The organism is Bradyrhizobium sp. USDA 336, from assembly GCF_044908355.1.
GTDB classification, from domain to species: domain Bacteria; phylum Pseudomonadota; class Alphaproteobacteria; order Rhizobiales; family Xanthobacteraceae; genus Bradyrhizobium; species Bradyrhizobium yuanmingense.
The window spans coordinates 6,538,601-6,559,724 of sequence record NZ_JBIYDC010000002.1; the positions used below are offsets into that span (position 1 = coordinate 6,538,601).

At 65.2% G+C, this 21,124-nt stretch carries 20 protein-coding genes; 9 read left to right on the forward strand and 11 right to left on the reverse strand.

What is annotated here, in order from left to right:
• Positions 1-28: 28 nt before the first annotated feature.
• Together ABIA45_RS31650 and ABIA45_RS31655 are read right to left on the reverse strand one after the other, a co-directional pair.
• On the reverse strand, positions 29-247 hold the full coding sequence (locus tag ABIA45_RS31650; RefSeq protein ID WP_404654739.1) for a hypothetical protein: 219 nt from the start codon (positions 245-247) through the stop codon (positions 29-31).
• 256 nt (positions 248-503) lie between these two features.
• Positions 504-1,949, reverse strand: a complete 1,446-nt coding sequence (locus ABIA45_RS31655) for a TAXI family TRAP transporter solute-binding subunit (RefSeq protein ID WP_157283126.1) — start codon at positions 1,947-1,949, stop codon at positions 504-506.
• Between the two features lie 404 nt (positions 1,950-2,353).
• Here ABIA45_RS31655 and ABIA45_RS31660 point away from each other — a divergent pair, with 404 nt between their 5' ends.
• Together ABIA45_RS31660 and ABIA45_RS31665 are read left to right on the forward strand one after the other, a co-directional pair.
• Positions 2,354-2,701 (forward strand): DUF3307 domain-containing protein, encoded by a 348-nt coding sequence (locus ABIA45_RS31660; RefSeq protein WP_050991738.1) that lies wholly within the window; start codon positions 2,354-2,356, stop codon positions 2,699-2,701.
• Positions 2,702-3,009: 308 nt separating this feature from the next.
• Entirely contained in the window at positions 3,010-3,408 is a 399-nt protein-coding gene (locus ABIA45_RS31665) for a hypothetical protein (protein ID WP_035997226.1), read from the forward strand.
• On the opposite strand, the gene ABIA45_RS31670 is transcribed toward ABIA45_RS31665, so the two are convergent.
• Positions 3,405-3,719 (reverse strand): YkgJ family cysteine cluster protein, encoded by a 315-nt coding sequence (locus ABIA45_RS31670; protein ID WP_198399697.1) that lies wholly within the window; start codon positions 3,717-3,719, stop codon positions 3,405-3,407. The two genes, ABIA45_RS31665 and ABIA45_RS31670, sit on opposite strands and share 4 nt — an antisense overlap.
• Positions 3,720-3,724: 5 nt before the next feature.
• Positions 3,725-4,423 carry a YafY family protein gene (locus tag ABIA45_RS31675; protein WP_025033709.1) on the reverse strand — a complete coding sequence of 233 codons (699 nt, stop codon included), beginning with the start codon at positions 4,421-4,423 and terminating at the stop codon, positions 3,725-3,727.
• Between the two features lie 113 nt (positions 4,424-4,536).
• Between ABIA45_RS31675 and ABIA45_RS31680 the strand changes: the two genes are divergently transcribed.
• Entirely contained in the window at positions 4,537-4,812 is a 276-nt protein-coding gene (locus ABIA45_RS31680) for a hypothetical protein (RefSeq protein WP_157283123.1), read from the forward strand.
• Between the two features lie 38 nt (positions 4,813-4,850).
• Complete coding sequence (locus ABIA45_RS31685) at positions 4,851-5,579, forward strand: glutathione S-transferase family protein (RefSeq protein WP_271545944.1); 729 nt, start codon at positions 4,851-4,853, stop codon at positions 5,577-5,579.
• Positions 5,580-5,843: 264 nt separating this feature from the next.
• Here the strand turns inward: ABIA45_RS31685 and ABIA45_RS31690 are convergent, their stop codons facing one another.
• From ABIA45_RS31690 to ABIA45_RS31715, 6 genes are all read right to left on the reverse strand, one after another.
• Positions 5,844-6,995 carry an ABC transporter substrate-binding protein gene (locus ABIA45_RS31690; RefSeq protein WP_404654740.1) on the reverse strand — a complete coding sequence of 384 codons (1,152 nt, stop codon included), beginning with the start codon at positions 6,993-6,995 and terminating at the stop codon, positions 5,844-5,846.
• A gap of 90 nt (positions 6,996-7,085) precedes the next feature.
• Positions 7,086-7,505: a thioesterase family protein gene (locus ABIA45_RS31695; RefSeq protein ID WP_271545942.1), complete on the reverse strand. Its 420-nt coding sequence runs from the start codon at positions 7,503-7,505 to the stop codon at positions 7,086-7,088.
• A 10-nt stretch (positions 7,506-7,515) separates the two neighbouring features.
• Positions 7,516-8,277, reverse strand: a complete 762-nt coding sequence (locus ABIA45_RS31700; RefSeq protein WP_271545940.1) for an SDR family NAD(P)-dependent oxidoreductase — start codon at positions 8,275-8,277, stop codon at positions 7,516-7,518.
• Between the two features lie 230 nt (positions 8,278-8,507).
• Positions 8,508-10,391 (reverse strand): feruloyl-CoA synthase, encoded by a 1,884-nt coding sequence (locus tag ABIA45_RS31705; RefSeq protein WP_404654741.1) that lies wholly within the window; start codon positions 10,389-10,391, stop codon positions 8,508-8,510.
• Between the two features lie 10 nt (positions 10,392-10,401).
• Positions 10,402-11,211, reverse strand: a complete 810-nt coding sequence (locus ABIA45_RS31710) for a crotonase/enoyl-CoA hydratase family protein (protein ID WP_404545640.1) — start codon at positions 11,209-11,211, stop codon at positions 10,402-10,404.
• Between the two features lie 127 nt (positions 11,212-11,338).
• A complete protein-coding gene (locus ABIA45_RS31715) occupies positions 11,339-12,184 on the reverse strand; it encodes an SDR family NAD(P)-dependent oxidoreductase (protein ID WP_404545642.1) in 846 nt (281 codons plus the stop codon).
• 181 nt (positions 12,185-12,365) lie between these two features.
• Here ABIA45_RS31715 and ABIA45_RS31720 point away from each other — a divergent pair, with 181 nt between their 5' ends.
• The 4 genes from ABIA45_RS31720 to ABIA45_RS31735 all read left to right on the forward strand — a co-directional run bounded on the left by ABIA45_RS31720 (position 12,366) and on the right by ABIA45_RS31735 (position 17,884).
• On the forward strand, positions 12,366-13,862 hold the full coding sequence (locus ABIA45_RS31720; RefSeq protein ID WP_275515073.1) for an aldehyde dehydrogenase family protein: 1,497 nt from the start codon (positions 12,366-12,368) through the stop codon (positions 13,860-13,862).
• 235 nt (positions 13,863-14,097) lie between these two features.
• On the forward strand, positions 14,098-15,225 hold the full coding sequence (locus ABIA45_RS31725) for an alkene reductase (protein WP_404654742.1): 1,128 nt from the start codon (positions 14,098-14,100) through the stop codon (positions 15,223-15,225).
• Positions 15,226-15,464: 239 nt separating this feature from the next.
• Positions 15,465-15,968 carry a GFA family protein gene (locus ABIA45_RS31730; protein WP_404654743.1) on the forward strand — a complete coding sequence of 168 codons (504 nt, stop codon included), beginning with the start codon at positions 15,465-15,467 and terminating at the stop codon, positions 15,966-15,968.
• Between the two features lie 254 nt (positions 15,969-16,222).
• Positions 16,223-17,884: a thiamine pyrophosphate-binding protein gene (locus ABIA45_RS31735; protein ID WP_404654744.1), complete on the forward strand. Its 1,662-nt coding sequence runs from the start codon at positions 16,223-16,225 to the stop codon at positions 17,882-17,884.
• A gap of 161 nt (positions 17,885-18,045) precedes the next feature.
• Here ABIA45_RS31735 and ABIA45_RS31740 read toward each other — a convergent pair whose 3' ends face one another.
• Positions 18,046-19,425, reverse strand: a complete 1,380-nt coding sequence (locus ABIA45_RS31740; RefSeq protein WP_404545654.1) for an LLM class flavin-dependent oxidoreductase — start codon at positions 19,423-19,425, stop codon at positions 18,046-18,048.
• Positions 19,426-19,721: 296 nt separating this feature from the next.
• Between ABIA45_RS31740 and ABIA45_RS31745 the strand changes: the two genes are divergently transcribed.
• Positions 19,722-21,119, forward strand: a complete 1,398-nt coding sequence (locus ABIA45_RS31745) for a M20 family metallopeptidase (protein ID WP_404654745.1) — start codon at positions 19,722-19,724, stop codon at positions 21,117-21,119.
• Positions 21,120-21,124 lie beyond the last annotated feature (5 nt).

Below are 21,124 nucleotides of genomic sequence, written 5' to 3' on the forward strand. Positions count from 1 at the left end.
TCCACGCCGCTGTCCCTGGCGAGGTGCCCTACCTGAAATGTGGCGGTTCGTCGTAGCCGCGGCGGCTGCTGAAGAACAGCAGCACCATCAGCCCGACGCCGACGATGACGGAGAACCCCGCGCCCAGCGCCAGCGCCACATAGCCTTCCGTCGGGATCGGCTCACCTTCGACCGCCATTGCGGAATAGGCGAAGTGGCCGGCCGCCGCCAGCATTGCCAGAAGGAGGATGATGAGGAGGGCACGCATGCCGCGTTCTCCGGTTGCAACCGGAAACCAACGGTTGCGGATGGGCAGGGTTCCAGACGGCCGGCAGCGATCGGTCGGGAGCATAGCCTCACTCTCGTGCCCCGGACGCAGCGCAGCACGGAGTGATGCGCTGCAGAGCCGGGGCTCGACCAGCGGAAACTGCGGCTCCTGGGTCCAGGCTCAGCGCTGCAACGCCTTCGGCATTGCGGCTTGTCCGGAACACGAGCGTGGTGGGTGGGTTGCCCAATCCGGCGGGTCAGGCGCTCTGGGCGGTCTTCACCACCACGACATTGCTGTCGTCCGACGGAGCCGGGCCGGCATCGCGTACCGTCTTGTCGGCTTCGCCGGCATGACGTTTCAGATAGTCGCGGCGCATGCCGATCTCGTCACGGACGAATTCGTAGCCGAGCTTGAAGGTGTCGAGCCCGTCGGTACTGATCGTGCCGTCCCTGAGGCCGATGACGGCACCGCGCAAGATGGTCTCGAGCTCATCCTGGAGACATTCGAGCTGATCCAGCGAGTGGGCGTGCTCGATCCGCTCGCCGATGTCGAGGATGGCGGTCGAGAGCTCGCTGGCCTTCTCCGGCGCGATGCGGGTGATCTTGGCGTAGATCGCCGCGAAGATCGAGCCGATGATGCTGAGCGCGGCGACGCCCAGATACATCACGTCACTGTACTTATCCAGGAACGACTTGGTGTCGTCGTTGATGTAGTCGGCGGCGCCCCGATGCGCGATCACGAAGGCGTCCTTCTCGACGGAGGCCGGTTCGATCCTGGTGGCAAAGCCGTTGTCGAGCCCGAGCGCCGACTTGTTCTCGTAGACGGTGCGGGCGAGCTCGCCGGCCGTGCTTGGGGACATCCGGGATTGCGCGACCAGCAGCCATTCGAGACCGATCGTGTCGAGATCGTCGTCGGGAATCTGCGGGGATGTCGACACCGAGCCGGCTGTCACGGTCTCGTCGGAAATGCCGGGAAATTTGCGCGCCAGCGTCTTGGCTTCTTCGATGGTGTTCAGTGTGAAGCCGCCGCGCTTGGCGGCTTGCTCATAGGATTTGTCCCGGACCGCCTTCGAGGCGTGGACGATCGCGATCACCGCGCTGAAGCCGTTGGCCGGGGCGAACAGCTTGTCGAGCGTCGCGCCCTGCGGCGCCATCTGGATCTTCGCAGCCTCAGGGCCATCGGGGACGTCGAGGATGCTGCGGACGAAGGCGAGCGAGGATTCGTTCTCGGCGACGACCGCGACTTTCTTCTTCTTCAATTCGGCCAGCGACTTGATCTTCTTGTTGCCGGGACCGAGCAGGAGCACGAGATCGTGCTCGAGGATCGCGAGCGTGCGCGCCCGCAGCGGCACCTTGGCGTCGGTGCGCAGCACGGCGAGGTCGGCCTGCCTGCGGTCGAACTGCGCGAGCGCCTTGGCATTGTCGGCGTTGTTGACGATGTTGATCCGCAAGCGCGACGCGTTGTTCTTCAGGAGGGCGGCGAGCTTGGCCGCGAACAGCGCCTCATCGCTGTTGGGGCCGCCGACGGCAAAGGTCAGCGTCTCCGAATTGTGCACCAGCGTGCGGCCGGCCCAGACGGTGGCGAACGACAGCAGCAGGGTCAGCACGACGTAGAGGAGAACCTGCTGCTGGTTGGTCTTGATCACCTTGGGGCGCCGGGGCGGCGGCATGGTCGGCGATGCGATGGGGCCTTCGGTACTCATGGCAGCACTCTGGCCTTATCGTTTGGCTGGCGGCGGCGCGTGGCTTGGAAGCGCGGCGGGCCCCGGTAATTCGTAAACGCCTGAAAAAAGAACGATATTCCCGATCGCCGATGATAGCGCGAAGGCGGCGGAATGCAAATTTCGAGCCGGAGGTAACCTTACTCGATATGTCCGCGGCGATTGGCCATCCTATCACCGGTTAGCCACACTTGGCGATTTTCCGGTTCCACCCGGCTGCATTCCGCCGCGGGAGATGTCATAAATTGCGCGTCCCGGCGATTTGACCGGTCCAAGAAGAAGTTGCGCTGAACGCTCCAATTCTTCTCGTCACGTCAATGAGGGCGTCAGCTTTGTCGTTTCCACCCATGTCATCGGCGATTCCGGTTGAAGCGCTCATTGGCTGGATGTTGCTGCTCACCTTCAAGCACGTCATCGCCGATTTCGTTCTTCAAACCGCCTGGATGGCGCACGGCAAGGACCAGAAGCATGGCTGGGCCCTGCCGCTTCTGGTGCACTGCCTGGTCCACCTTGCCGTCGCGCTGCCGCTGATCGTGATCGTGGCGCCGCGATTCTGGTTCGTGGCCTTCATCGACTTCCTGATCCACATCACGATCGACCGCGCCAAGGGATACGTCTCCGCCAATTTCGGCGTCGACCTCGCCCATCCCTGGTTCTGGACCCTGATCGGCGTCGACCAGGCGCTGCACCACCTGACCGGCTTCGGCCTCGCGATCTTCATGGCGGCGAACTGAGGGCGGGCTGCCCTTTTGAGCGAGGCAACTTTTCATCGGCACTAGGGGTCGTCATGCCCGGGCTTGTCCCGGGCATCCACGTTCTTCGTGCATCTGGGCTGTCCGTGGATGGCCGGGACAAGCCCGGCCATGACGCAGTGGAGACGCTGGCGCCCCGCTATCCCAGCCGGCGCGGTAGTCCCCGAGTCCCCACTGCGCCCCACCGATTCGCGGCCGACGCGCAACTACCCCGGGTGACTACCGGGCAGCGTGGTTAACCTTTCGTTAGAGAATTGCGCTGCATCTTCCTCACACGAGGGAGAACTGCAATGTTTTCAAGCCGCGACGCCTTTGAAAGCGATTTCTGCCCGGTCCGCGACGAGCTCCTTGGCGAGATGTATCGCGCCAGCGAGAGTGGCCTGCCGAGGCTGGTTGAGAGTGTTTCCCCTGACGTGCGCGCCAGGCTGGCGCTGTTCTGCTACCGCCGTAGCCATTTGCACTCGCTGGCGGTCGCGATCGCAGCGAGCTGCAGCGAGCGCGACCTGATCGAGAATGGCGGCCGCGTCGGCTCGACGCTCTTCGCGCTGTCGCGCGAAGGCACCGCGAAAGCTTCGACGTCGCTGACGGGTGGGCGCAAGCCGATCACGCTGTCGACCAAGCCGCTCTCGGTGCTCGCACCGCTCGATGACGAGCTCGACGACGAGATCGGCGAAGCCGTCCCCGCCTAAGCGGCCTCGATAACGGGCAGGCCGAACTTCCGCCGCGCCATCGCGCATTCGGCGTCACCAGGCATGCAGGTGCGGCACACCTCCGGCCGCACGTCATAGATGCCACAGGCCGTCATCTTTCCGATCTCGCCTTGCAACGCCGCGCAGCGATCGCCCTCGCAGCGCATGCCCGATTGCCGGTCGTTGACGAGCGCCTCCGGGATCAGCGCAAGCTCCTCGTCGCTCTCGATCGAGAAGCGCGGCCAGTTCTGCGAATAGCCGCAGCAGGCGCCGCAGCCCTGGCAACAGCTCGACAGCTCGGTCTCGTCCATCGTCCTCACGTGTCCTTCGGCGGACCCCAGACCAGGCTTTGCCGCCATCTCGCGCGCAGCACGTCGCGCCTTTCAGGATATTTCTCGTCGAGATAGGTCGCCTCGACCACGCGGTCGGTGCGGAAGCTGCGGAAGTCGCCGCGCAGCTCGCACCAGGCCGCCAGCAGCCGCACCGCTTCGAGATAGCCGACCGAGATCGGCCAGATCATGCGCTCGCTGGGGCGGCCCTGTTCGTCGCGATAGCGCAGCATGATCTTCTTGCCTTCATGGATCTGGGTGCGGGTGCGCGCCATGTCCAGGCGGTCCGGTTCCCGGTTCCAGCTCGGACGCGCCCGGCTCGCCGGCTCCAGCACGAAGGGGCGCAGGCGCTCCGGCACGGTGTCGGCGATCTTGGCCATCAAGTCTTCGGCCGCGCGCGCCAGCGCTGAATCGGCGTGGCCCGCGACCCATTGCGCGCCCAGCACGGCCGCCTCGATCTCGTCCGGCGTCAGCATCAGGGGCGGCAGGTCGAAACCCTTTTCCAGGATGTAACCCATGCCGGCTTCGCCGCGGATCGGCACGCGCTGGCCGATCAGTGTTGCGATGTCGCGGTAGATGGTGCGCTTCGAAGTCTCGAGCTCGGCCGCGATCGCGTCTGCCGTCAGCGGCTTACGCGTGCGCCTCAGCACCTGGATGATTTGAAACAGCCGGTCGGCGCGTCTCATGACAATTCTCTTCTCGAACGACGGATCAGAAATCGGCGCGCGGCTGCTGACAGGATGTTGGCAGCAGGGGGGTTCTATACCGGGACAACACATCGACTGAAGAGGATTTGTCCATGATCATTCCAACCCATTTCGGCCAGGCCGGTCCACTGTGGCGGGCGCAGCTGTGGCACGGCCAAATGTTGCGGGCTTGGGCGTTTGGCCGCCTCGTTCCGCTCGATTTCATGGCCGTTGATCTCCGATTTGCGCTCGCAAGCGTGGTGACACGCTCGCTGAACCATGCCGCGGATGCGCTGGTCCGCCATCTGATGGGCCGCGCCTGGCGCGGGGCCCGCTTCGCAGAAGATATCACGGCTGCTGCCACCATGGTGGCAGCAGCCGGCCGCTAGGTTCCTTCCACTCGTTCGACAGGTTCAGGAGAGCTTGCATGATCACGCTTTACGGTTTTGGCGCCGGCTTCGGCCTGCCGGAAATCAGCCCCTTCGTCACCAAGACCGAGGTGCAGCTCAAGATGGCGGGACTGCCTTATCGGAAAGAGCGGGCGATGCCGCCGGCCTCGCCCAAGGGGCAGCTGCCCTTCATCGACGACGGCGGCGAGGCGGTGGCCGATTCCACCTTCATCCGGGCCCATATCGAGCGCCGCTATGGCTTCGATTTCGATGCCGGCCTCACTTTGGCCGAGCGTGCGCAGGCCTGGGCGTTCGAGCGCATGATCGAGCACCATGTCTATTGGGCGCTGGTGGGCGCGCGCTGGGTCGATCCGGTCAATTTCGCCAAGGGGCCCGCGCATTTCTTCGACGGCGCGCCGGAGCACAATCGCGAGAAGCTGCGCGAGGATGCGCAGTTCCGCGTCGCCGAGAACTACCTGCTCTCCGGACTCGGCCGCCATGCGCCGGATGACGACGTCGATCTTGCCGTGCGTTCGCTGTTCGCGCTCTCGGTGCAGCTCGGCGACAAAGCCTACCTGTTGGGCAACAGGCCCTGCGGCGTCGATGCCACTGCGTTCGGCATGCTCGCCGGCGTTCTCTCGCCGTTCTTCGAATCCGCCTTGCGCGAGCGGGCAGAGGGATTTCCGAACCTCACCGCTTATGTCGACCGCATGATGGACGACTATTATCCCGAGTTCGCCTGGACGCCGCTACGGCAGGCGGCGTAGGGCCACCGGCGCGTCCGCGGGTTCGGTGCAACCTCTCCCGCTTGCGGGGGAGGTCGGCGCGAAGCGCCGGGTGGGGGCTCTCTCCTCTAGGGGATTGTCACTGCAGGCCTCGGACAGTCCCAACGCGGAGGCACCCTCTCCCCAACCCTCTCCCGCTTGCGAGAGAGGGGGCGCACCTGGGCCGGTGCCGCAGCTTGCCCCATTGACCAAACAAAAGAGCCGGCCCATCGGGCCGGCTCTCGTCGTTTCGAATCTTGGCGACGCCTACTTCACCAGCGTGTACTTGCCGTCCTTCACCGTGAGCAGGATGCGCGAGCGCTCGTCGAGGCCGTAGCGGTCCTTTTCGGTGAAGTTGTAGACGCCCTGGCTCGCCGCCAGCTCCTTCTCCGTCAGCAGCGCCTGGCGGATGGCTTCGCGGAATTCCGGCGTGCCGGGCTTGGCCGTCTTCAACGCCGCCGGAATGACGCGCTTGAGGATCTCGAACGCATCAAAGGAATGGCCGGCGAACTGGCTGCGGCTGTTGGGGCCGTACTTTGCCTCGTAGGCGGAGTTCAGCGCGAGGCCCGGCTTCTTGGTCAGCGCGTTGTCCGGCTGTTCCTCGGGGGCCATGACGGGACCCGAGGCCATCAGCACGCCTTCCGCTGCTTTGCCGGCAATGCGGATGAAGTCCATGCTGGCCGCGCCGTGGGTCTGGTAGATCAGGCCCTTGTAGCCGCGTTCGCGCAGCTCGGTCTGGGGCAGTGCGGCCGCGGTGCCGGAGGCGCCTACCAGGATCGCGTCGGGATTGGCGGCGACGAGCTTCAGCACCTGGCCGGTCACCGAAGTGTCGGGACGAGCGAACCGCTCCTCGTCGACGATGGTCATCCCCATCGGCACGGCCTGCGCCTTCAAATCGTTGAACCAGAGGTCGCCGTAGGAGTCGGAATAGCCGATGTAACCGAGCGTCTTCACGCCCTTGGCCTTCATGTGGTCGTACAGCACCTTGCCGACGATCGGAATCGGCTGCGGCATCGCCACCGACCACTTCATGCGCTCCGGCGTGATCGGGAAGGGTGCCAGACCGAAGTGCGGGATACCGGCTTCGTTGGCGACATTGGAGACCGCGATGGTCGGCGGCGTCAGCGCCGAGCCCATGATGATGTCGGCCTTGGATTCGGTGACGAAGCGACGGGCGTTGGTGGTGGCGGTGGTGGGATCGCCGCCGTCGTCGAGCACGATCACCTTCAGCGGCACGCCGCCGATCTCCTTCGGCACGAATTCCAGCGCGTTGCGCTCGGGAATGCCGAGTGCCGCACCCGGGCCGGTCGTGGTGGTGGTGATGCCGATGGTGACTTCGCTGGTCTGGGCCAGCGCGGGCAATGCCGGCAGGGCCAGCGCAGCCGCAGTGATGGCAGCGGTCAAATAAAAGCGTTTCATCTATTCCTCCCTTGACGTGTTCATTTGAAAGCAGAAATCGCGGGGTAATTCAGCCCCGTCTTTTGGTGATGCGGCGATTTAGCTCCGGACTTAACTCCCCGTGAATTTGGCTATCATTTCCGCCGGGAATGGTGCGGATTTCAGCTTGTCAGGGTTACCAGGATCGCGGCCGACCAGGACGCGGGTCTCGAAACCCTCAATCGCGAGCGCCTCGCCCTTGTAGACGTTGTGCTTCACCTCGAAGCTCGAGCGCTTGATGCTCTCGATTCTGGTCTCGATGGTGATCCAGTCGCCATAGGTCGAGGGGATGTAGAACTTGGCCCGCGTGTCGACCATGGGGATGCCCACCAGGCCGTATTTGCGGACCAGGTCCTGCTTGGAGAAGCCGGCGGCTTCGAACAGGGTCGAGGTCGAATCGTCGAACATCGCGAAATAGCGCGGGTAGTAGACGATGTTCGCGGGGTCGCAATCGCCCCACTGGATCTGGACCTCGCGCCGGTTCACGAACATGAGCGCTGCCTTACTTGGGCGCCATGCGCAGCGAACCGTCGAGGCGCACCACCTCGCCGTTCAGGTAGGCATTCTCGACCATGTGCAGCGCGAGCGCGGCGAACTCGTCGGCCTGGCCGAGCCGGCGCGGGAAGGGGATCGCGGCGGCGAGCGAGTCCTGGGCCTCCTGCGGCAGGTTCGCCAGCAGCGGCGTCAGGAACAGGCCGGGGGCGATCGTCAGCACGCGGACGCCGAACTGCGCGAGCTCGCGCGCGATCGGCAGCGTCATGCCGACGATGCCGCCCTTGGAGGCCGAATAGGCGGATTGGCCGATCTGGCCGTCATAGGCGGCAACGGAGGCGGTGTTGATGATGACGCCGCGCTCGCCGGTCGTCTGCGGCTCCAGCTTGGACATTTCGGTGGCGGCGAGGCGCAGCATGTTGAAGGTGCCGATCAGGTTGACCTTGATCACCTTGTCGAAATCCGAAAGCGCCATCGGGCCGTCGCGGCCGACCACGCGCTTGGCAACGCCGATGCCGGCGCAATTGACCAGCACGCGCGCCGGGCCGTGGGCCTTGGTCGCCTGCGCGATCGCGGCTTCAGCGGAGGCGGCATCGGAGACGTCGCAGGTGACGGCCACGCCCTTGATCTCTGCCGCGACCGTTTCGGCCAGCTTGGTGTTGAGGTCGCACACAGCGACCTTGGCGCCCTGTGCCGCCAGCTTTCTTGCGGTGGCCGCGCCAAGTCCCGATGCGCCGCCGGTGACGATGGCTGCCTGATCCTTCAACAACATGGCGTTCTCCTTTGATCGTTCTTGGGTGCGACCGGATCGGCCGGTCTGCTCCCTCTCCCCGTTCTTACGGGGAGAGGGTTGGGGTGAGGGGCTTGCTTCCGCGAATGCGGTGGCAGTGGGACTCGCGGCGGCTCCCCCTCACCCGAATTTGCGCGTTGCGCAAATTCGACCTCTCCCCGCAAGCGGGGCGAGGTGAAGGAAGCGCCGACTGGTTCACTCCCATTGTCATGTTAGCCGACCGATATCACACGGTTCGACGGATTGGCAGCGTAGAGCTCCTCGATCAGCTCGCCGCGATGCTCCAGCACCGCGCGCTGGTTGATCGAGCCCTTGTCGGTCACTTCGCCCTTGTCGATCGAGAGCGGCGTGTCCATCAGGATCGCGCGCGTGATCCGTGTCGAGGATCCCGTGGCCTGGCCGAGGAAACGGGTCAGGCGCTCGCGGAACGCCTCGCGCACCAGGCGGTCGCGCGTCGCGACGACGAGATCGTCGGGCGGCAGTGTCGGGTTGATCAGCCGGCAGCCGTCGAGATCGAGCACGACCAGCGCGGAGATCTCGTCGCGGTTGATGCCGGCGATGACGACGTCGCGCACCAGGGGCGCGCAGGCCGCGGTGAGGCGCGCGCGCAAGGGGCCGACGCTGACCCAGGTGCCGCTCGCGAGCTTGAAGTCCTCGCTGACGCGGCCGTCGAAATCGAAGCCGGCGTTGAAATCATCGGGATCGGCGGGCTTGAGCGCATCGCCCATCTTGTAAAATCCCTCCTCGTCGAAGGATTTTGCGGTGATGTCGGGTTGGCGCCAGTAGCCGGGCATCACGTTCGGCCCCTTGGCGCGCACTTCCAGCTTGCCGTTGTTCGGCACCAGCTTGGCGTCGTTGCCGGAGACCGGCAGGCCGACATGGCCGGAGCGGCTGGTGCGCGGATTGACCGACATGAAGAACGGCGCGGTCTCGGTCGCGCCGAGACCGGTCAGCATCGGCACGCGATAGCCCTTCTCCTTCGCGGCGAGCTCGTCGAGGCTGTCCCAGACGAACGGCGACAGCGCCGCGCCGGAGAAGAACATCGCATGCAGCCGGTCGAAGAACTTGGCGCGCAAGCCCTGGTCGTCGCGCAGATAGGGCAGCAGCGATTCGTAGCCCTTGGGCACGTTGAAATAGACCGTCGGCGAAATTTCCCGGAGATTGCGCACGGTCTCCTCGATGCCGCCGGGCACCGGCTTGCCGGCGTCCAGATACATCGAGCCGCCGTTGTAGAGCGTCAGGCCGATGTTGTGATTGCCGCCGAAGGTGTGGTTCCACGGCAGCCAATCGATGATGACCGGCGGCTCGTCCTTCAGGAAGGCGAGCGTCTCGCGCAGCATCACCTGATTGGCGCAGATCATGCGCTGGGTGTTGATGACGGCCTTGGGATTGCCGGTCGAGCCCGAGGTCAGCAGGAATTTTGCGATCGTGTCGGGGCCGATCCGGCCGTGGACATCGTCGAGGTCGCCACGGATCGGCGTCGCCATCAGGTCGGCCAGCAGGGTGACGTCGCGGCCCGGCACTTGGCCATAGGACGCGGCGATCTCGGTGCCGAGCGAGACGTTGGCGGCGAGCGCATCGGCGAACTTGTCGGCATCGTCGGCGAAGACGAGGCCCGGCGTCAGCAGCTTCATCAGATAGGACAGCTTGCCGTAATCCTTCGACACCAGCGAATAGGCCGGCGACACCGGGCAGAACGGAACGCCGGCATAGAACGCGCCGAACGCCAGGAGCGCGTGGTCGATCGAATTGCCCGAGAGGATGACGACCGGCCGCTCCGCCGACAGGCCGCGCTGGATCAATGCGGAGGCGATGTGCCGGCTCGCGGTGAGCAGCTCGGCATAGGTGATCTTGCGCCAGCCGCGGCCGCCTTCGCGCTCGGCCATGAAGACGCGGTCCGGCGTCGTCGTGGCCCAATGATGCAGGCGGTCGGTGATGCGGACCGGATATTCGCCGAGCGGCTGCTTTGGCCGCAGGTAAATCGTGCCGTCGTCGCGCCGCTCGATGTTGACGACGGGATCACCGAACGAGATGGGCCGCAGCGGGAAATTGCTCGCGCCGCGCTCGATGCCGGAAGAGGACGGCTGGGCGCTCATGACTTTACGCTCATGATTTGGGCTTCACCTTCGCGGTCTTGTGCTCGAGGAATTCGCGGATCCGCCGCTTGGCCTCCTTGTCGCTCTGCGCGACGGTGGCCATCAGCGACTCCATCAACAGGCCGGTCTGCGGATTGGTTTCTGCGATCATCGGCAGCGCCTGGAGCACGGCGAAATTCGTCAGCGGGGCGTTGGACGCCACCTTGGTCGCAAGCTCCAGTGCTTTGCCGAGCCCGTTGCCGGCCTCCGTCAGATATTGCGCAAAGCCGTAGGACGCGCCCTCGGTCGCGCTGTAGACGCGTCCCGTCAGCATCATGTCCATCATCCGGGCAACGCCGATCAGCCGCGGCAGCCGCACCGAGCCGCCGCCGCCGACGAAAATGCCGCGCTGCCCCTCAGGCAGCGCGAAATAGGTCGAGGGCTCGGCGACGCGTATATGGGCCGCGCAGGCAAGCTCCAGCCCGCCGCCGATCACGGCGCCCCGGAGCGCTGCGATCACGGGCACGCGGCTGTACTGGATGCGGTCGAACACCCGGTGCCACATCTGGGAGTGCAGGAGCCCGCCGGTGGCGTCGTGCTCGGTCAGCTCGGAGAGGTCGAGACCACTGGAGAAATGGTCGCCGATACCGTGGATGACGACCGCGCCGATATCCTCGGGCAGGTTCGCAAAACACTCGCCGATTTCCAGGATGATGCCGTCATTGAGCGCATTGCGCTTGGCCGGCCGGTTCAGACCCACGGTCAGAACCCGGTCCGCCCGCTCGATCCTCAAAAGCCCGGAGGGACCCGCATTCGCGGTCTCGGCGTTTCCTTGTGTCATTTGCGTCCTTGTCAGAATAGTTATGTTGTATAACGAATTTTGGGGGAGTCAAGGTGGGGCAAGGCCAGGCGGCCGTGACCCCACCCTCTCCGTGAGACCCGGGGACGAGCGAGAGAGCGGTGCAGGCCTACTCACGCGCCACAAACTTCGCGAACGCATCGGCGTAATCCGGATGCCAGCGCGACAATGGCGGGCGGTTCTCGACGATATCGCCGGCCGCCCAGAGCATGCGCTTCTCGTCGAGCGCGCGCGGCACGTCATTATCCGGGCAGAGAATGTAGAAGTCGCCGACCTCCAGCCGCGCCAGCATGAAATCGACCGTCTGCTCCGGCGTCCAGGCGCCGGCCGGCTTCTCGGTGCGGCCCTTTGCGGTCAGGCCGGTGAAGACGAAGCCGGGGATCAAGAGGTGCGCCGTGACGCGACAGTCTTTCGTGTTGCGCAACTCGTGCTGGAGCGCCTCGGTGAACGCCTTCACGCCGGCCTTGGAGACGTTGTAGGCGGGATCGCCGGGCGGCGTGGTGATGCCCTGCTTGGAACCGGTATTGATGATGAGGCCGCGCCTGCCACGGGCGATCATGTTGGGTGCGAAGATGCGCGAGCCGTTGATGATGCCCCACATGTTGACGGCGATGATGCGCTGCCAATTGTCCGGCGCGTCGAACAAGGTGCTGCCGGGCTGAATGCCGGCATTGTTCATGAGGACATCGGTGCCGCCGAACCGCGCGTGGACGGCGCGCTCGAGTTCCGTCACGCTCTCGATCCTGCTGACATCGACGGCCGAGGTCATGACGTTTGCGGCCGATGTTACGGATGACAATCTTGTTGCAGCTTCTGCCAACCGTGTCTCGTCGACATCCGCGATACACACCTTCATTCCAGCGCGCGCAAATGCCGCGGCGGCGGCAAATCCGATGCCGGCTGCGCCACCCGTGATCACGGCAACATTGTCCTTGACGATGGCGGGATGCGACATCGAGCGTCTCCGTGGAAAGCCTTCAGCCGAGCTATAGCATGGCAGCCGTGCGACCCTGCACAAGTCGGCATGGGAGGTCTTCGTTCCGCGCTGCCTTTACGCCTATCAGGCGCGGCTGTATCCTCGGCCGAACGATCCCGCCCAGATCGAACCAATCAATCAGCTGACAGGGAGTGCAGCCATGGCTGTGTCGCAGGCTATTCCGATCACGCGCCATCCGTTCGCCAACGGGTCCTACAAGCAGATGCTGATCGACGGCAAGTGGGTCGATGCAGCCTCGGGCAAGCGCTTCGAGACCCGCAATCCCGCCACGGGCGAGCTGCTCGCAACCGTCGCCGAAGGCGACAAGGAAGACATCGATCGTGCGGTCGCGGCCGCGCGCCGCGCCTTCGAAGGTCCGTGGAGCAAGGTCAAGCCGTTCGAGCGGCAGAACCTGCTCCTGAGGCTCGCCGATCTCGTCGAGAAGAATTTCGACGAATTGTCGCAGCTCGACACGCTCGACATGGGCGCGCCGCTGAGCCGCACCCGTGCCTACCGCCTGCGCGCCGTCGGCATGCTGCGCTATTACGCCGGCCAGACCACCGCGATTCATGGCGAGACCATCGAGAACTCGCTGCCCGGCGAAATCTTCTCCTACACGCTGAAGGAGCCGGTCGGTGTCGTCGGCGCCATCATTCCCTGGAACGGGCCGCTGACCGCGACGATCTGGAAGATCGGCCCGGCGATCGCGACCGGCTGCACCGTGGTGCTCAAGCCGGCCGAAGAAGCGCCGCTGACCTCGCTGCGCATCGCTGAGCTCGCGCTGGAAGCGGGCGTGCCGCCCGGTGTCATCAACGTCGTTCCCGGCTATGGCGAGACCGCGGGCGCGGCGCTCGCCTCGCACCACGACGTCGACAAGGTCGCGTTCACCGGCTCGCATGTGACGGGCCAGTCGATCATCCGTGCCTCCGCCGGCAACCTCAAGCGCGTCTCGCTCGAGCTCGGCGGCAAGTCGCCGGACATCGTGTTCGCCGATGCCGATCTCGACGCCGCCGTGCCGGGCGCGGCGATGGCGGTGTTCGCCAATTCGGGGCAGATCTGCAGCGCCGGCACGCGCCTGTTCGTCGAGCAGTCGATCTACGACGAGTTCGTCGGCCGCGTCGCCGAGTTCGGCAAGAAGCTGCAGGTCGGCAACGGCCTCGATCCCAACGTGCAGATCGGCCCGCTCGTCTCCGAGCAGCAGCTCGAGCGCGTCACCGGCTATCTCGACATCGGCCAGAAGGAAGGCGCGAAGGCGCTTGCCGGCGGCGGCCGTGTCACCGAAGGCGCGCTGTCGAAGGGCTTCTTCGTCTCGCCGACGGTGTTCGCGGGTGTCGAGGACAACATGCGCATCGCGCAGGAGGAGATTTTTGGCCCCGTCATTTCCGCGATCGCGTTCAAGGACATGGACGAGCTGGTCAAGCGCGCCAACAACACCACGTTCGGCCTCGGCTCCGGCCTGTGGACGCGTGACGTCAGCAAGGCCCATGCGGTGGCGAAACGCTTGCGTGCCGGCTCGGTGTGGGTCAATTGCTATCAGGCGATGGACCCGGCGGTGCCGTTCGGCGGCTACAAGATGAGCGGCTACGGCCGCGAATCCGGCAAGCAGCACGTCGAGGAATATCTCAACGTGAAGGCCGTCTGGATCAAGACGGCGTAAGGCCGGCTCTCCTTCGCCTCTCCCCGCTTGCGGGGAGAGGCCGGAATTCGCGCAACGCGCGGACTCCGGGTGAGAGGGACTCTCCGCGAGTCCAACTCTCACCGCAATTGCCGAGGCAGCCCCTCACCCCAACCCTCTCCCCGTAAGAACGGGGAGAGGGAGAACAACCACCGCCTTCAGGCGGTCAGTCTCCCTCACAATCATCTGCATCCTTTCAAAGACATCCGGGGACCACATGAAATTCGAAGCATTGTTCAAGCCGTTGCAGGTCGGTCCCTACCAGCTCGCGCATCGCGTTGCGATGGCGCCGCTGACGCGCATGCGGGCCGAGCGCGACACTTTTGCACCGCGGCCGCTCAATGCCGAATATTACGGCCAGCGTGCGACGAAGGGCGGCCTGATCATCGCCGAGGCCTCGCCGGTGCTCTCGCACGGCCGCGGCAATCCGGCGACACCCGGTATCTATTCGGAGGCGCAGGTCGCAGGCTGGCGCAAGGTGACGGATGCCGTGCACGCCAAGGGCGGCATCATCTTCCTCCAGCTCTGGCATGTCGGCCGCGTCTCTCATTCCTCCTTCCACGGCGGCGAGCTGCCGGTTTCGGCCTCGGCAATTCCGATCAAGGCCGAAGGCATGAAGGCGATGACGGCCGACGGCAAGATCGCCGACTACGAGACGCCGCGTGCGCTGGAGACCGATGAGGTCAAGGGCATCGTCGAGGCGTTCCGGCAGGGTGCCAAGAACGCGCTCGCCGCCGGCTTCGACGGTGTCGAGATCCACGGCGCCAACGGTTATCTGCTCGAGCAATTCCTGCAATCGCGCAGCAACCAGCGCACCGATCAATATGGCGGCGGCATCGAGAACCGCGCGCGCCTTCTGCTCGAGGTCACGCAGGCCGCGATCGACGTCTGGGGCGCAAACCGCGTCGCGGTGCGGTTGTCGCCCCACGGCATCGCCAATGATTCCGGCGAGCCGGATCCGATGCCGCTCTACACGCACGTGGTGAAGACGCTTGACAAGCTCGGTCTCGCCTATCTGCATCTCATCGAGCCGCGCTCGAGCGGCGCCGGCCGCGCCGAGGTCAATTGGCAGAACGTGCCGTCCGCCATGGTGCTGTTCCGCCCGCTCTACAGCGGCGTCTTGATGACGGCCGGCGGCTTCACCGGCGAGACCGCGAATGCGGCGATCGCGGAAGGCCACGCCGACATCATCGCCTTCGGCCGCATCTTCATCTCCAATCCGGATCTGCCGCGTCGTCTTGAGCGCGGCTACCCGATCACGCCGTATAATCGCTCGACGTTCTACGGCGGCGAGGAGAAGGGGTACACGGATTATCCGGCGTATGACGAACTGACGCCGGCTTGATCTGTCATTCCGGGGCGCGACGAAGTCGCGAACCCGGAATCCATCGGGCCGCATTGCCTTGACGTGGGATGGATTCCGGGCTCGATGCTTCGCATCGCCCCGGAATGACGAGCTTGATTTGTTGCGCGACCGCCACCACAAATTCCGTCATTGCGAGCGCAGCGAAGCAATCCAGACTGTCTCTGCGGAAACATTCTGGATTGATTCGCTGCGCTCGCAATGACGACGGAGAGACGTCCATGGCCAAAGCCGCAGCCGCCGCAGGGATCGCCACCGGCCAATGCCTCTGCGGCAAGGTCGTCATCGAGATCGACGTTCCCGCGCGCTGGGCCTGGCACGATCATTCCGCCGCCAGCCGCCGCGCCCATGGTGCGGCCTACGCCACCTATGTCGGAAGCTGGAAGAAGCGCTTCCGCATCACCTCGGGCAAGACCGCGCTGACCCGCTACGAGGACAAGGCGACGAAGACCGCGCGCAGCTTCTGCTCGCATTGCGGCACGCCGATCACGTACGAGCGCCCGCGCGGGCCGCACATGGTCAACATCCCCCGCGCCCTGTTCAACGAGCGCACCGGCCGCCAGCCGCTCTATCACATCGCCATCGAGGAGCTGCAGGAATGGGCCTATACCGGCGAGTCCCTGGTGCCGCTGAAAGGCTTTCCCGGCGTCGTCTGGCAGCGCTCGAAAAAGAAGAAGCGCCCAGGCGGCGAGGATCCGTTCGAGCTGGAGCGGGAGGAGATGTAGCTCAACTCTCGTGCCCCGGAAGCAGCGCAGCACCTCTTCGGTGGTGCGCTGCTGAGCCGGGGCGCCCATGCAGCGGAGAATGGGGTGAGCAACTGGGTCCCGGCTCAGCGCCGCAACGTTGCACGTTGCGACGCGTCCGGGACACGAAACCGCCGAGCGCAACGCAGCCATGACCGCGCTTCCTTGCGCCTCTGCCAACATCTCGGCCATCATGCTTTCGGTCCTTGCGGCAACGGTCCGCTCCTGGAGGAAACATGAAGAACAAGATTACCGGCCGCTCCGCCTTTCTCGCGCTGCTCAAGGACGAGGGCATCACGCATCTGTTCGGCAATCCCGGCACCACCGAGCTGCCGATCATGCATGCGCTGAAGGACCATCCCGATCTCACTTACGTGATGGCGATGCAGGAGAGCCTGGTGGTCGCGATCGCCGACGGCTACAGCCGCGCTTCGGGCAAGCTCGTCGCCTGCAACGTTCACGTCGCGCCCGGCCTTGGCAATGCCATGGGCTCGCTCTACAACGCCCAGTTCACGGGCACGCCGATGATCCTGACCGCAGGCCAGCAGGAGCAGGGCCACGGTCTGATGGAGCCGGTGCTCTATGGTCCGCTGGTGCGCATGGCCGAGCCGCTGGTGAAATGGGCGGTCGAGGTGACACGGCTGGAGGACCTGCCGCGCATCGTGCGCCGTGCCGCCAAGGTGGCGATGACGCCGCCGACCGGGCCAGTGTTCATCTCGCTGCCCGGCGACATCCTCAACAGCGAAGCGGGGATCGATCTCGGTCGCTCGACCCGCATCGATGCGCGCACGAAACCGTCGGACGAGGCGCTGAAGGCCTTTGCCGCACGCCTGCTCAAGGCCGAGCGTCCCGTGATCGTCACCATGGACGAGGTGGTCAAGAGCGATGCGCTGAAGGAGGCCGCTGAACTCGCCGAGCTGCTCGGCGCTGCGGCCTATCAGTCCTCGACGCCGTACGGCTCGCACTTTCTGTCCGAAAGCCCGAGCTTCGTCGGAACGCTCGCGCGCGTACAGAAGGTCGCCCGCGATACGCTCGCGCCATATGATCTGCTGATCGCGCTTGGCGGTGATCCCTTGCGGATGTCGGTCTATAGCGAGGTCGATGCGCTGCCTGAGGGCCTCGGCATCGTGCAGATCGGCCTCGTCGATTGGGAGATCGCCAAGAATTACGGGGCCGAGATCGCACTGAAGGCCGATCTGAAGGAAACCCTGCGCGCGCTAATCCCGGTGCTCAAGGAGATGGGCGGCGCGACACTCGCGAGCCGCGCCAAGCAGCGTCTTGCCGAACTCGCGCCGAAGAACTGGACCGCGCGCCGCGCCGCTTTGGTCGAGCAGATCGGCAAGAGCGCCGGCCGCACACCGATCGATCCGGACTTCCTCGTGCTGCAAATGGTCGAGGCCATGCCCGATAACGCCATCCTGGTCGATGAGGGTCTCACCTCCAGCCGCCAGATCACGGCCCTGTATCCGCATCGCGACCGCTACGGCTATCACGGGCTCGCCTCCGGCGGCATCGGCTGGGGCCTGCCGGCCTCGGTCGGCGCCAGCATTGCCAATCCCGATCGCCCCGTCGTGTGCTTCTCCGGCGATGGCAGCGCGATGTACTCGATCCAGTCGCTCTGGACCGCGGCGCATCACAAGCTGCCGCTCAACGTCGTCATCGCCAACAACGGCGGCTATCGCATCATCAAGCAGCGCCTGCTCGCCTTCCACGGCGACGACAATTACGTCGGCATGGATTTCGTCGACCCGCCGGTCGATTTCGCCGGCGTCGCCAAGGCACTTGGCTGTGAGGCGATCAAGGTCAGCGATGTCAGCGAGCTGAAGGCAACGCTGGCGTCGGCGTTTGGCCGGCCGGGGACGAAGCTGATCGAGGTGATGGTGGACGGGAAGGTGTAGCCCCGCTGTCGTCCCCGCGAAGGCGGGGACCCATACCGCGTGATCTATCGACTGCGGCTGGTAGGCGTACCGAACTCCCGAGTCTTCGCCAAACCACTCCCTGTGGTTATGGGTCCCCGCCTTCGCGGGGACGACAGCCTGCCTGTGGCGCGATTTTCCGCCTACCCCTTCTTCCCCACGCGATACCCCGCGGCCGGATGCGGCGCACTTAACCGCGCGCGGCCCCCACCGAACAGCTTCTCCCGCAACGTGCCCTTGGCGTATTCGCGCTTGTACCGCCCGCGCCGTGTCAGCTCCGGCACCAGCATGTCGGCGATGTCCTCGAAATCGCCGGGCGAGATCGCGAACGCGACGTTGAGGCCGTCGACGTCGGTCTTCTCGAACCAGTCTTCGATCTTGTCGGTGACACTTTCCGATGTGCCGACCACGACCGGACCGGCGCCGCCGATGCCGACATGCTCGATGACGTCGCGCACGCTCCAGACGCGGTCGGGGTCGGCGCGGGTGACGTTGTCCATGGCGCTGCGGCCGGCATCGTTCTGGACGTGGCGCACCTGCTGGTCGAGGTCGTAGCCGGAGAAGTCGACACCGGTCCATCCCGACATCAGCGCCAGCGCGCCTTCGGGGCTGATGTGGCGGCGGTAGTCGGCGTATTTTTCCTTCGCCTCGGCCTCCGTCCGGCCGAGGATGATCGTCATCATCGAGAACATCAGGATTTCGGCGGGGTTGCGGCCGAGCGCGGCAGCCTCCTGCCGGATCGCGGAGACGCGCGGCGCGATCACCTTGGCTGACGGTCCCGACATGAACACGCACTCGGCGTGCCTGGCCGCGAATTGCCGGCCGCGCGGCGAGGTGCCGGCCTGGTACAGCACCGGCGTGCGCTGCGGCGAGGGCTCGCTGAGGTGAATGGTGTTGTTGATGCGGTAGTTCGCGCCCTCATGATTGACGCGATGAACTTTTGCCGGGTCGGTGAAGATGCCGCGCTTGCGGTCGCGCAGCACGGCATCGTCCTCCCAGCTTCCTTCCCAGAGCTTGTAGACGACCTCCATATATTCGTCGGCGATGTCGTAGCGGTCGTCATGCCCGGTCTGCTTGTCCCTGCCCGCACCGCGCGCGGCGCTGTCGAGATAGCCCGTGACGACGTTCCAGCCGATCCGCCCCTCGGTGAGGTGATCGAGCGTCGACATCCGCCGTGCGAACGGATAGGGCGGCTCGAAGGACAGGTTGCTGGTGACGCCGAAGCCGAGATTTTGCGTCACCGCCGCCATCGCCGAGAGCAACAGCAGCGGCTCGTTCGACGGCGTCTGCGCTGCATTGCGCAAGGCTGCGTCAGGGCTGTTGCCATAGACGTCGTAGACGCCAAGCACGTCGGCCAGGAACAGCCCGTCGAAACGGCCGCGCTCCAGCGTCTTGGCGAGATCGATCCAGTAGGGCAGGCGGTTATACTCGGCGGTGCGGTCGCGCGGATGGGTCCACAGGCCCGGTGATTGGTGTGCCACGCAATTCATCGCAAAGGCGTTGAGCCTGATCTCTTTGGCCATGCTGGTCCCTCGGCGCTCTGTACTGAGCGCTCTTCGAATGATAGACGTGCGCCCCAACTTGGCGAACTTCTTGCATATAATTGGCCCTTGGCAAGGGCCAAGAATAGAAGGCTTGCGCTTGGCAAGGCCAAAGTCAGCGTCGCAGCTGCGCTTGGCAAGCCAGTCTCAAGGAAGCAAGAACGAAAATCCCAAGAGAACCACGAGAAGAGAACTACAAGAACTATCCAGTCCCCGCCACTTTCGAAGGCCAACCCGCCTCAGGTAAGGTCCTTCGTCTCACATCTCGAAAAGCAAGTATGACCAGAGCCGACGCCATCGCCCGCGCCCGTGAGGATTTCAAGTCCGGCGCGTTCCTCGCCGAACTCGACCGCCGCGTCGCCTACAAGACCGAGAGCCAGAATCCGCAGCGCGGCCCCGAGCTGCGTGCCTATCTGGAGCAGGAGATGCAGCCGGCTTTCGCCGCGCTCGATTTTTCCAGCCGCATCGTCGAATCCCCGAGCGGCAAGGCGCCGTTCCTGTTCGCCGAGCATCACGAGAGCGCGTCTGCGCCGACCGTGCTGGTCTACGGCCATGGCGACGTCGTCGACGGTATGGAAGGCGAGTGGCGTGAGGGCCGGGATCCCTGGCGCACCAATGCTTCCGGCACGCGCCTCTATGGCCGCGGCACCGCCGACAACAAGGGCCAGCACAGCATCAACATGGCCGCGCTGCGTGCAGTGCGCGAGGCGCGTGGCGGCAAGCTCGGCTTCAACGCCAAATTCATCATCGAGATGGGCGAGGAGATCGGCTCGCCCGATCTCGGCAAGGTGTGCGATCTGCATCGCGACGCGCTCAAGGCCGACCTGTTCATGGCCTCCGACGGGCCGCGCCTCTCGGCCGATCGGCCGACGCTCTTTCTCGGCTGCCGGGGCGGCATCCGCATCCATCTCGACGTGAACTTGCGCGACGGCGGTCACCATTCCGGCAATTGGGGTGGCGTGCTCGCCAACCCCGCGACCATCCTGGTCAACGCGATCTCCACCCTGGTCGATGGCCATGGCCGCCTTCAGCTCGACGCCTTGAAGCCGCCGCGGCTGACCAACCAGATCCGCTCCTATCTCGCCGACGTCGAGGTGGTGCCGACGGCCGACGAGCCGGCGCTGGCCGAAAACTGGGGCGAGGAGGGTCTTTCGGCCGCCGAACGGCTCTACGCCTGGAACACGCTGGAGGTGCTGGCGATGTCCTCAGGCAATATCGAGAAGCCGGCCAACGCTATCCCGGGCCAGGCCAATGCCGTGCTGCAGCTGCGTTTCGTGGTCGGGACGAAGGTTGAAGGGTTGATCGAGGCGATCCGTGCGCATCTGGTCGCAAAGGGCTTTCCGATGGTCGAGGTGCGGGCGGCGCAGAGTTTTGCTGCATCGCGCACCGATTTCGACAGCCCGTGGATCAAATGGGCCGCAAATTCGGTGCGTGAGACCACCGGCAAGGCACCGGCCGTGCTGCCGAATTTCGGCGGTTCGCTGCCCAATGACGTGTTTTCCGAGATCCTGGGCCTGCCGACAATCTGGGTGCCGCATTCCTATCCCGGCTGCTCCCAGCATGCGCCCAATGAGCACATCCTGCTGCCATTAACCGAAGAGGCCTTGACGGTGATGGCCGGGCTGTTCTGGGATCTCGGCGAGTTGCCAAAGCCACTGACAGGCCCGTTAACCTGAGCCCT

Excerpts from the sequence above, each read along its gene's own strand:
- ABIA45_RS31650 (WP_404654739.1), bottom strand. The coding sequence starts at position 247 with ATGCGTGCCCTCCTCATCATCCTCCTTCTGGCAATGCTGGCGGCGGCC.
- ABIA45_RS31655 (WP_157283126.1), bottom strand. The coding sequence starts at position 1,949 with ATGAGTACCGAAGGCCCCATCGCATCGCCGACCATGCCGCCGCCCCGG.
- ABIA45_RS31660 (WP_050991738.1), top strand. The coding sequence starts at position 2,354 with ATGTTGCTGCTCACCTTCAAGCACGTCATCGCCGATTTCGTTCTTCAA.
- ABIA45_RS31665 (WP_035997226.1), top strand. The coding sequence starts at position 3,010 with ATGTTTTCAAGCCGCGACGCCTTTGAAAGCGATTTCTGCCCGGTCCGC.
- ABIA45_RS31670 (WP_198399697.1), bottom strand. The coding sequence starts at position 3,719 with ATGGACGAGACCGAGCTGTCGAGCTGTTGCCAGGGCTGCGGCGCCTGC.
- ABIA45_RS31675 (WP_025033709.1), bottom strand. The coding sequence starts at position 4,423 with ATGAGACGCGCCGACCGGCTGTTTCAAATCATCCAGGTGCTGAGGCGC.
- ABIA45_RS31680 (WP_157283123.1), top strand. The coding sequence starts at position 4,537 with ATGATCATTCCAACCCATTTCGGCCAGGCCGGTCCACTGTGGCGGGCG.
- ABIA45_RS31685 (WP_271545944.1), top strand. The coding sequence starts at position 4,851 with ATGATCACGCTTTACGGTTTTGGCGCCGGCTTCGGCCTGCCGGAAATC.
- ABIA45_RS31690 (WP_404654740.1), bottom strand. The coding sequence starts at position 6,995 with ATGAAACGCTTTTATTTGACCGCTGCCATCACTGCGGCTGCGCTGGCC.
- ABIA45_RS31695 (WP_271545942.1), bottom strand. The coding sequence starts at position 7,505 with ATGTTCGTGAACCGGCGCGAGGTCCAGATCCAGTGGGGCGATTGCGAC.
- ABIA45_RS31700 (WP_271545940.1), bottom strand. The coding sequence starts at position 8,277 with ATGTTGTTGAAGGATCAGGCAGCCATCGTCACCGGCGGCGCATCGGGA.
- ABIA45_RS31705 (WP_404654741.1), bottom strand. The coding sequence starts at position 10,391 with ATGAGCGCCCAGCCGTCCTCTTCCGGCATCGAGCGCGGCGCGAGCAAT.
- ABIA45_RS31710 (WP_404545640.1), bottom strand. The coding sequence starts at position 11,211 with ATGACACAAGGAAACGCCGAGACCGCGAATGCGGGTCCCTCCGGGCTT.
- ABIA45_RS31715 (WP_404545642.1), bottom strand. The coding sequence starts at position 12,184 with ATGTCGCATCCCGCCATCGTCAAGGACAATGTTGCCGTGATCACGGGT.
- ABIA45_RS31720 (WP_275515073.1), top strand. The coding sequence starts at position 12,366 with ATGGCTGTGTCGCAGGCTATTCCGATCACGCGCCATCCGTTCGCCAAC.
- ABIA45_RS31725 (WP_404654742.1), top strand. The coding sequence starts at position 14,098 with ATGAAATTCGAAGCATTGTTCAAGCCGTTGCAGGTCGGTCCCTACCAG.
- ABIA45_RS31730 (WP_404654743.1), top strand. The coding sequence starts at position 15,465 with ATGGCCAAAGCCGCAGCCGCCGCAGGGATCGCCACCGGCCAATGCCTC.
- ABIA45_RS31735 (WP_404654744.1), top strand. The coding sequence starts at position 16,223 with ATGAAGAACAAGATTACCGGCCGCTCCGCCTTTCTCGCGCTGCTCAAG.
- ABIA45_RS31740 (WP_404545654.1), bottom strand. The coding sequence starts at position 19,425 with ATGGCCAAAGAGATCAGGCTCAACGCCTTTGCGATGAATTGCGTGGCA.
- ABIA45_RS31745 (WP_404654745.1), top strand. The coding sequence starts at position 19,722 with ATGACCAGAGCCGACGCCATCGCCCGCGCCCGTGAGGATTTCAAGTCC.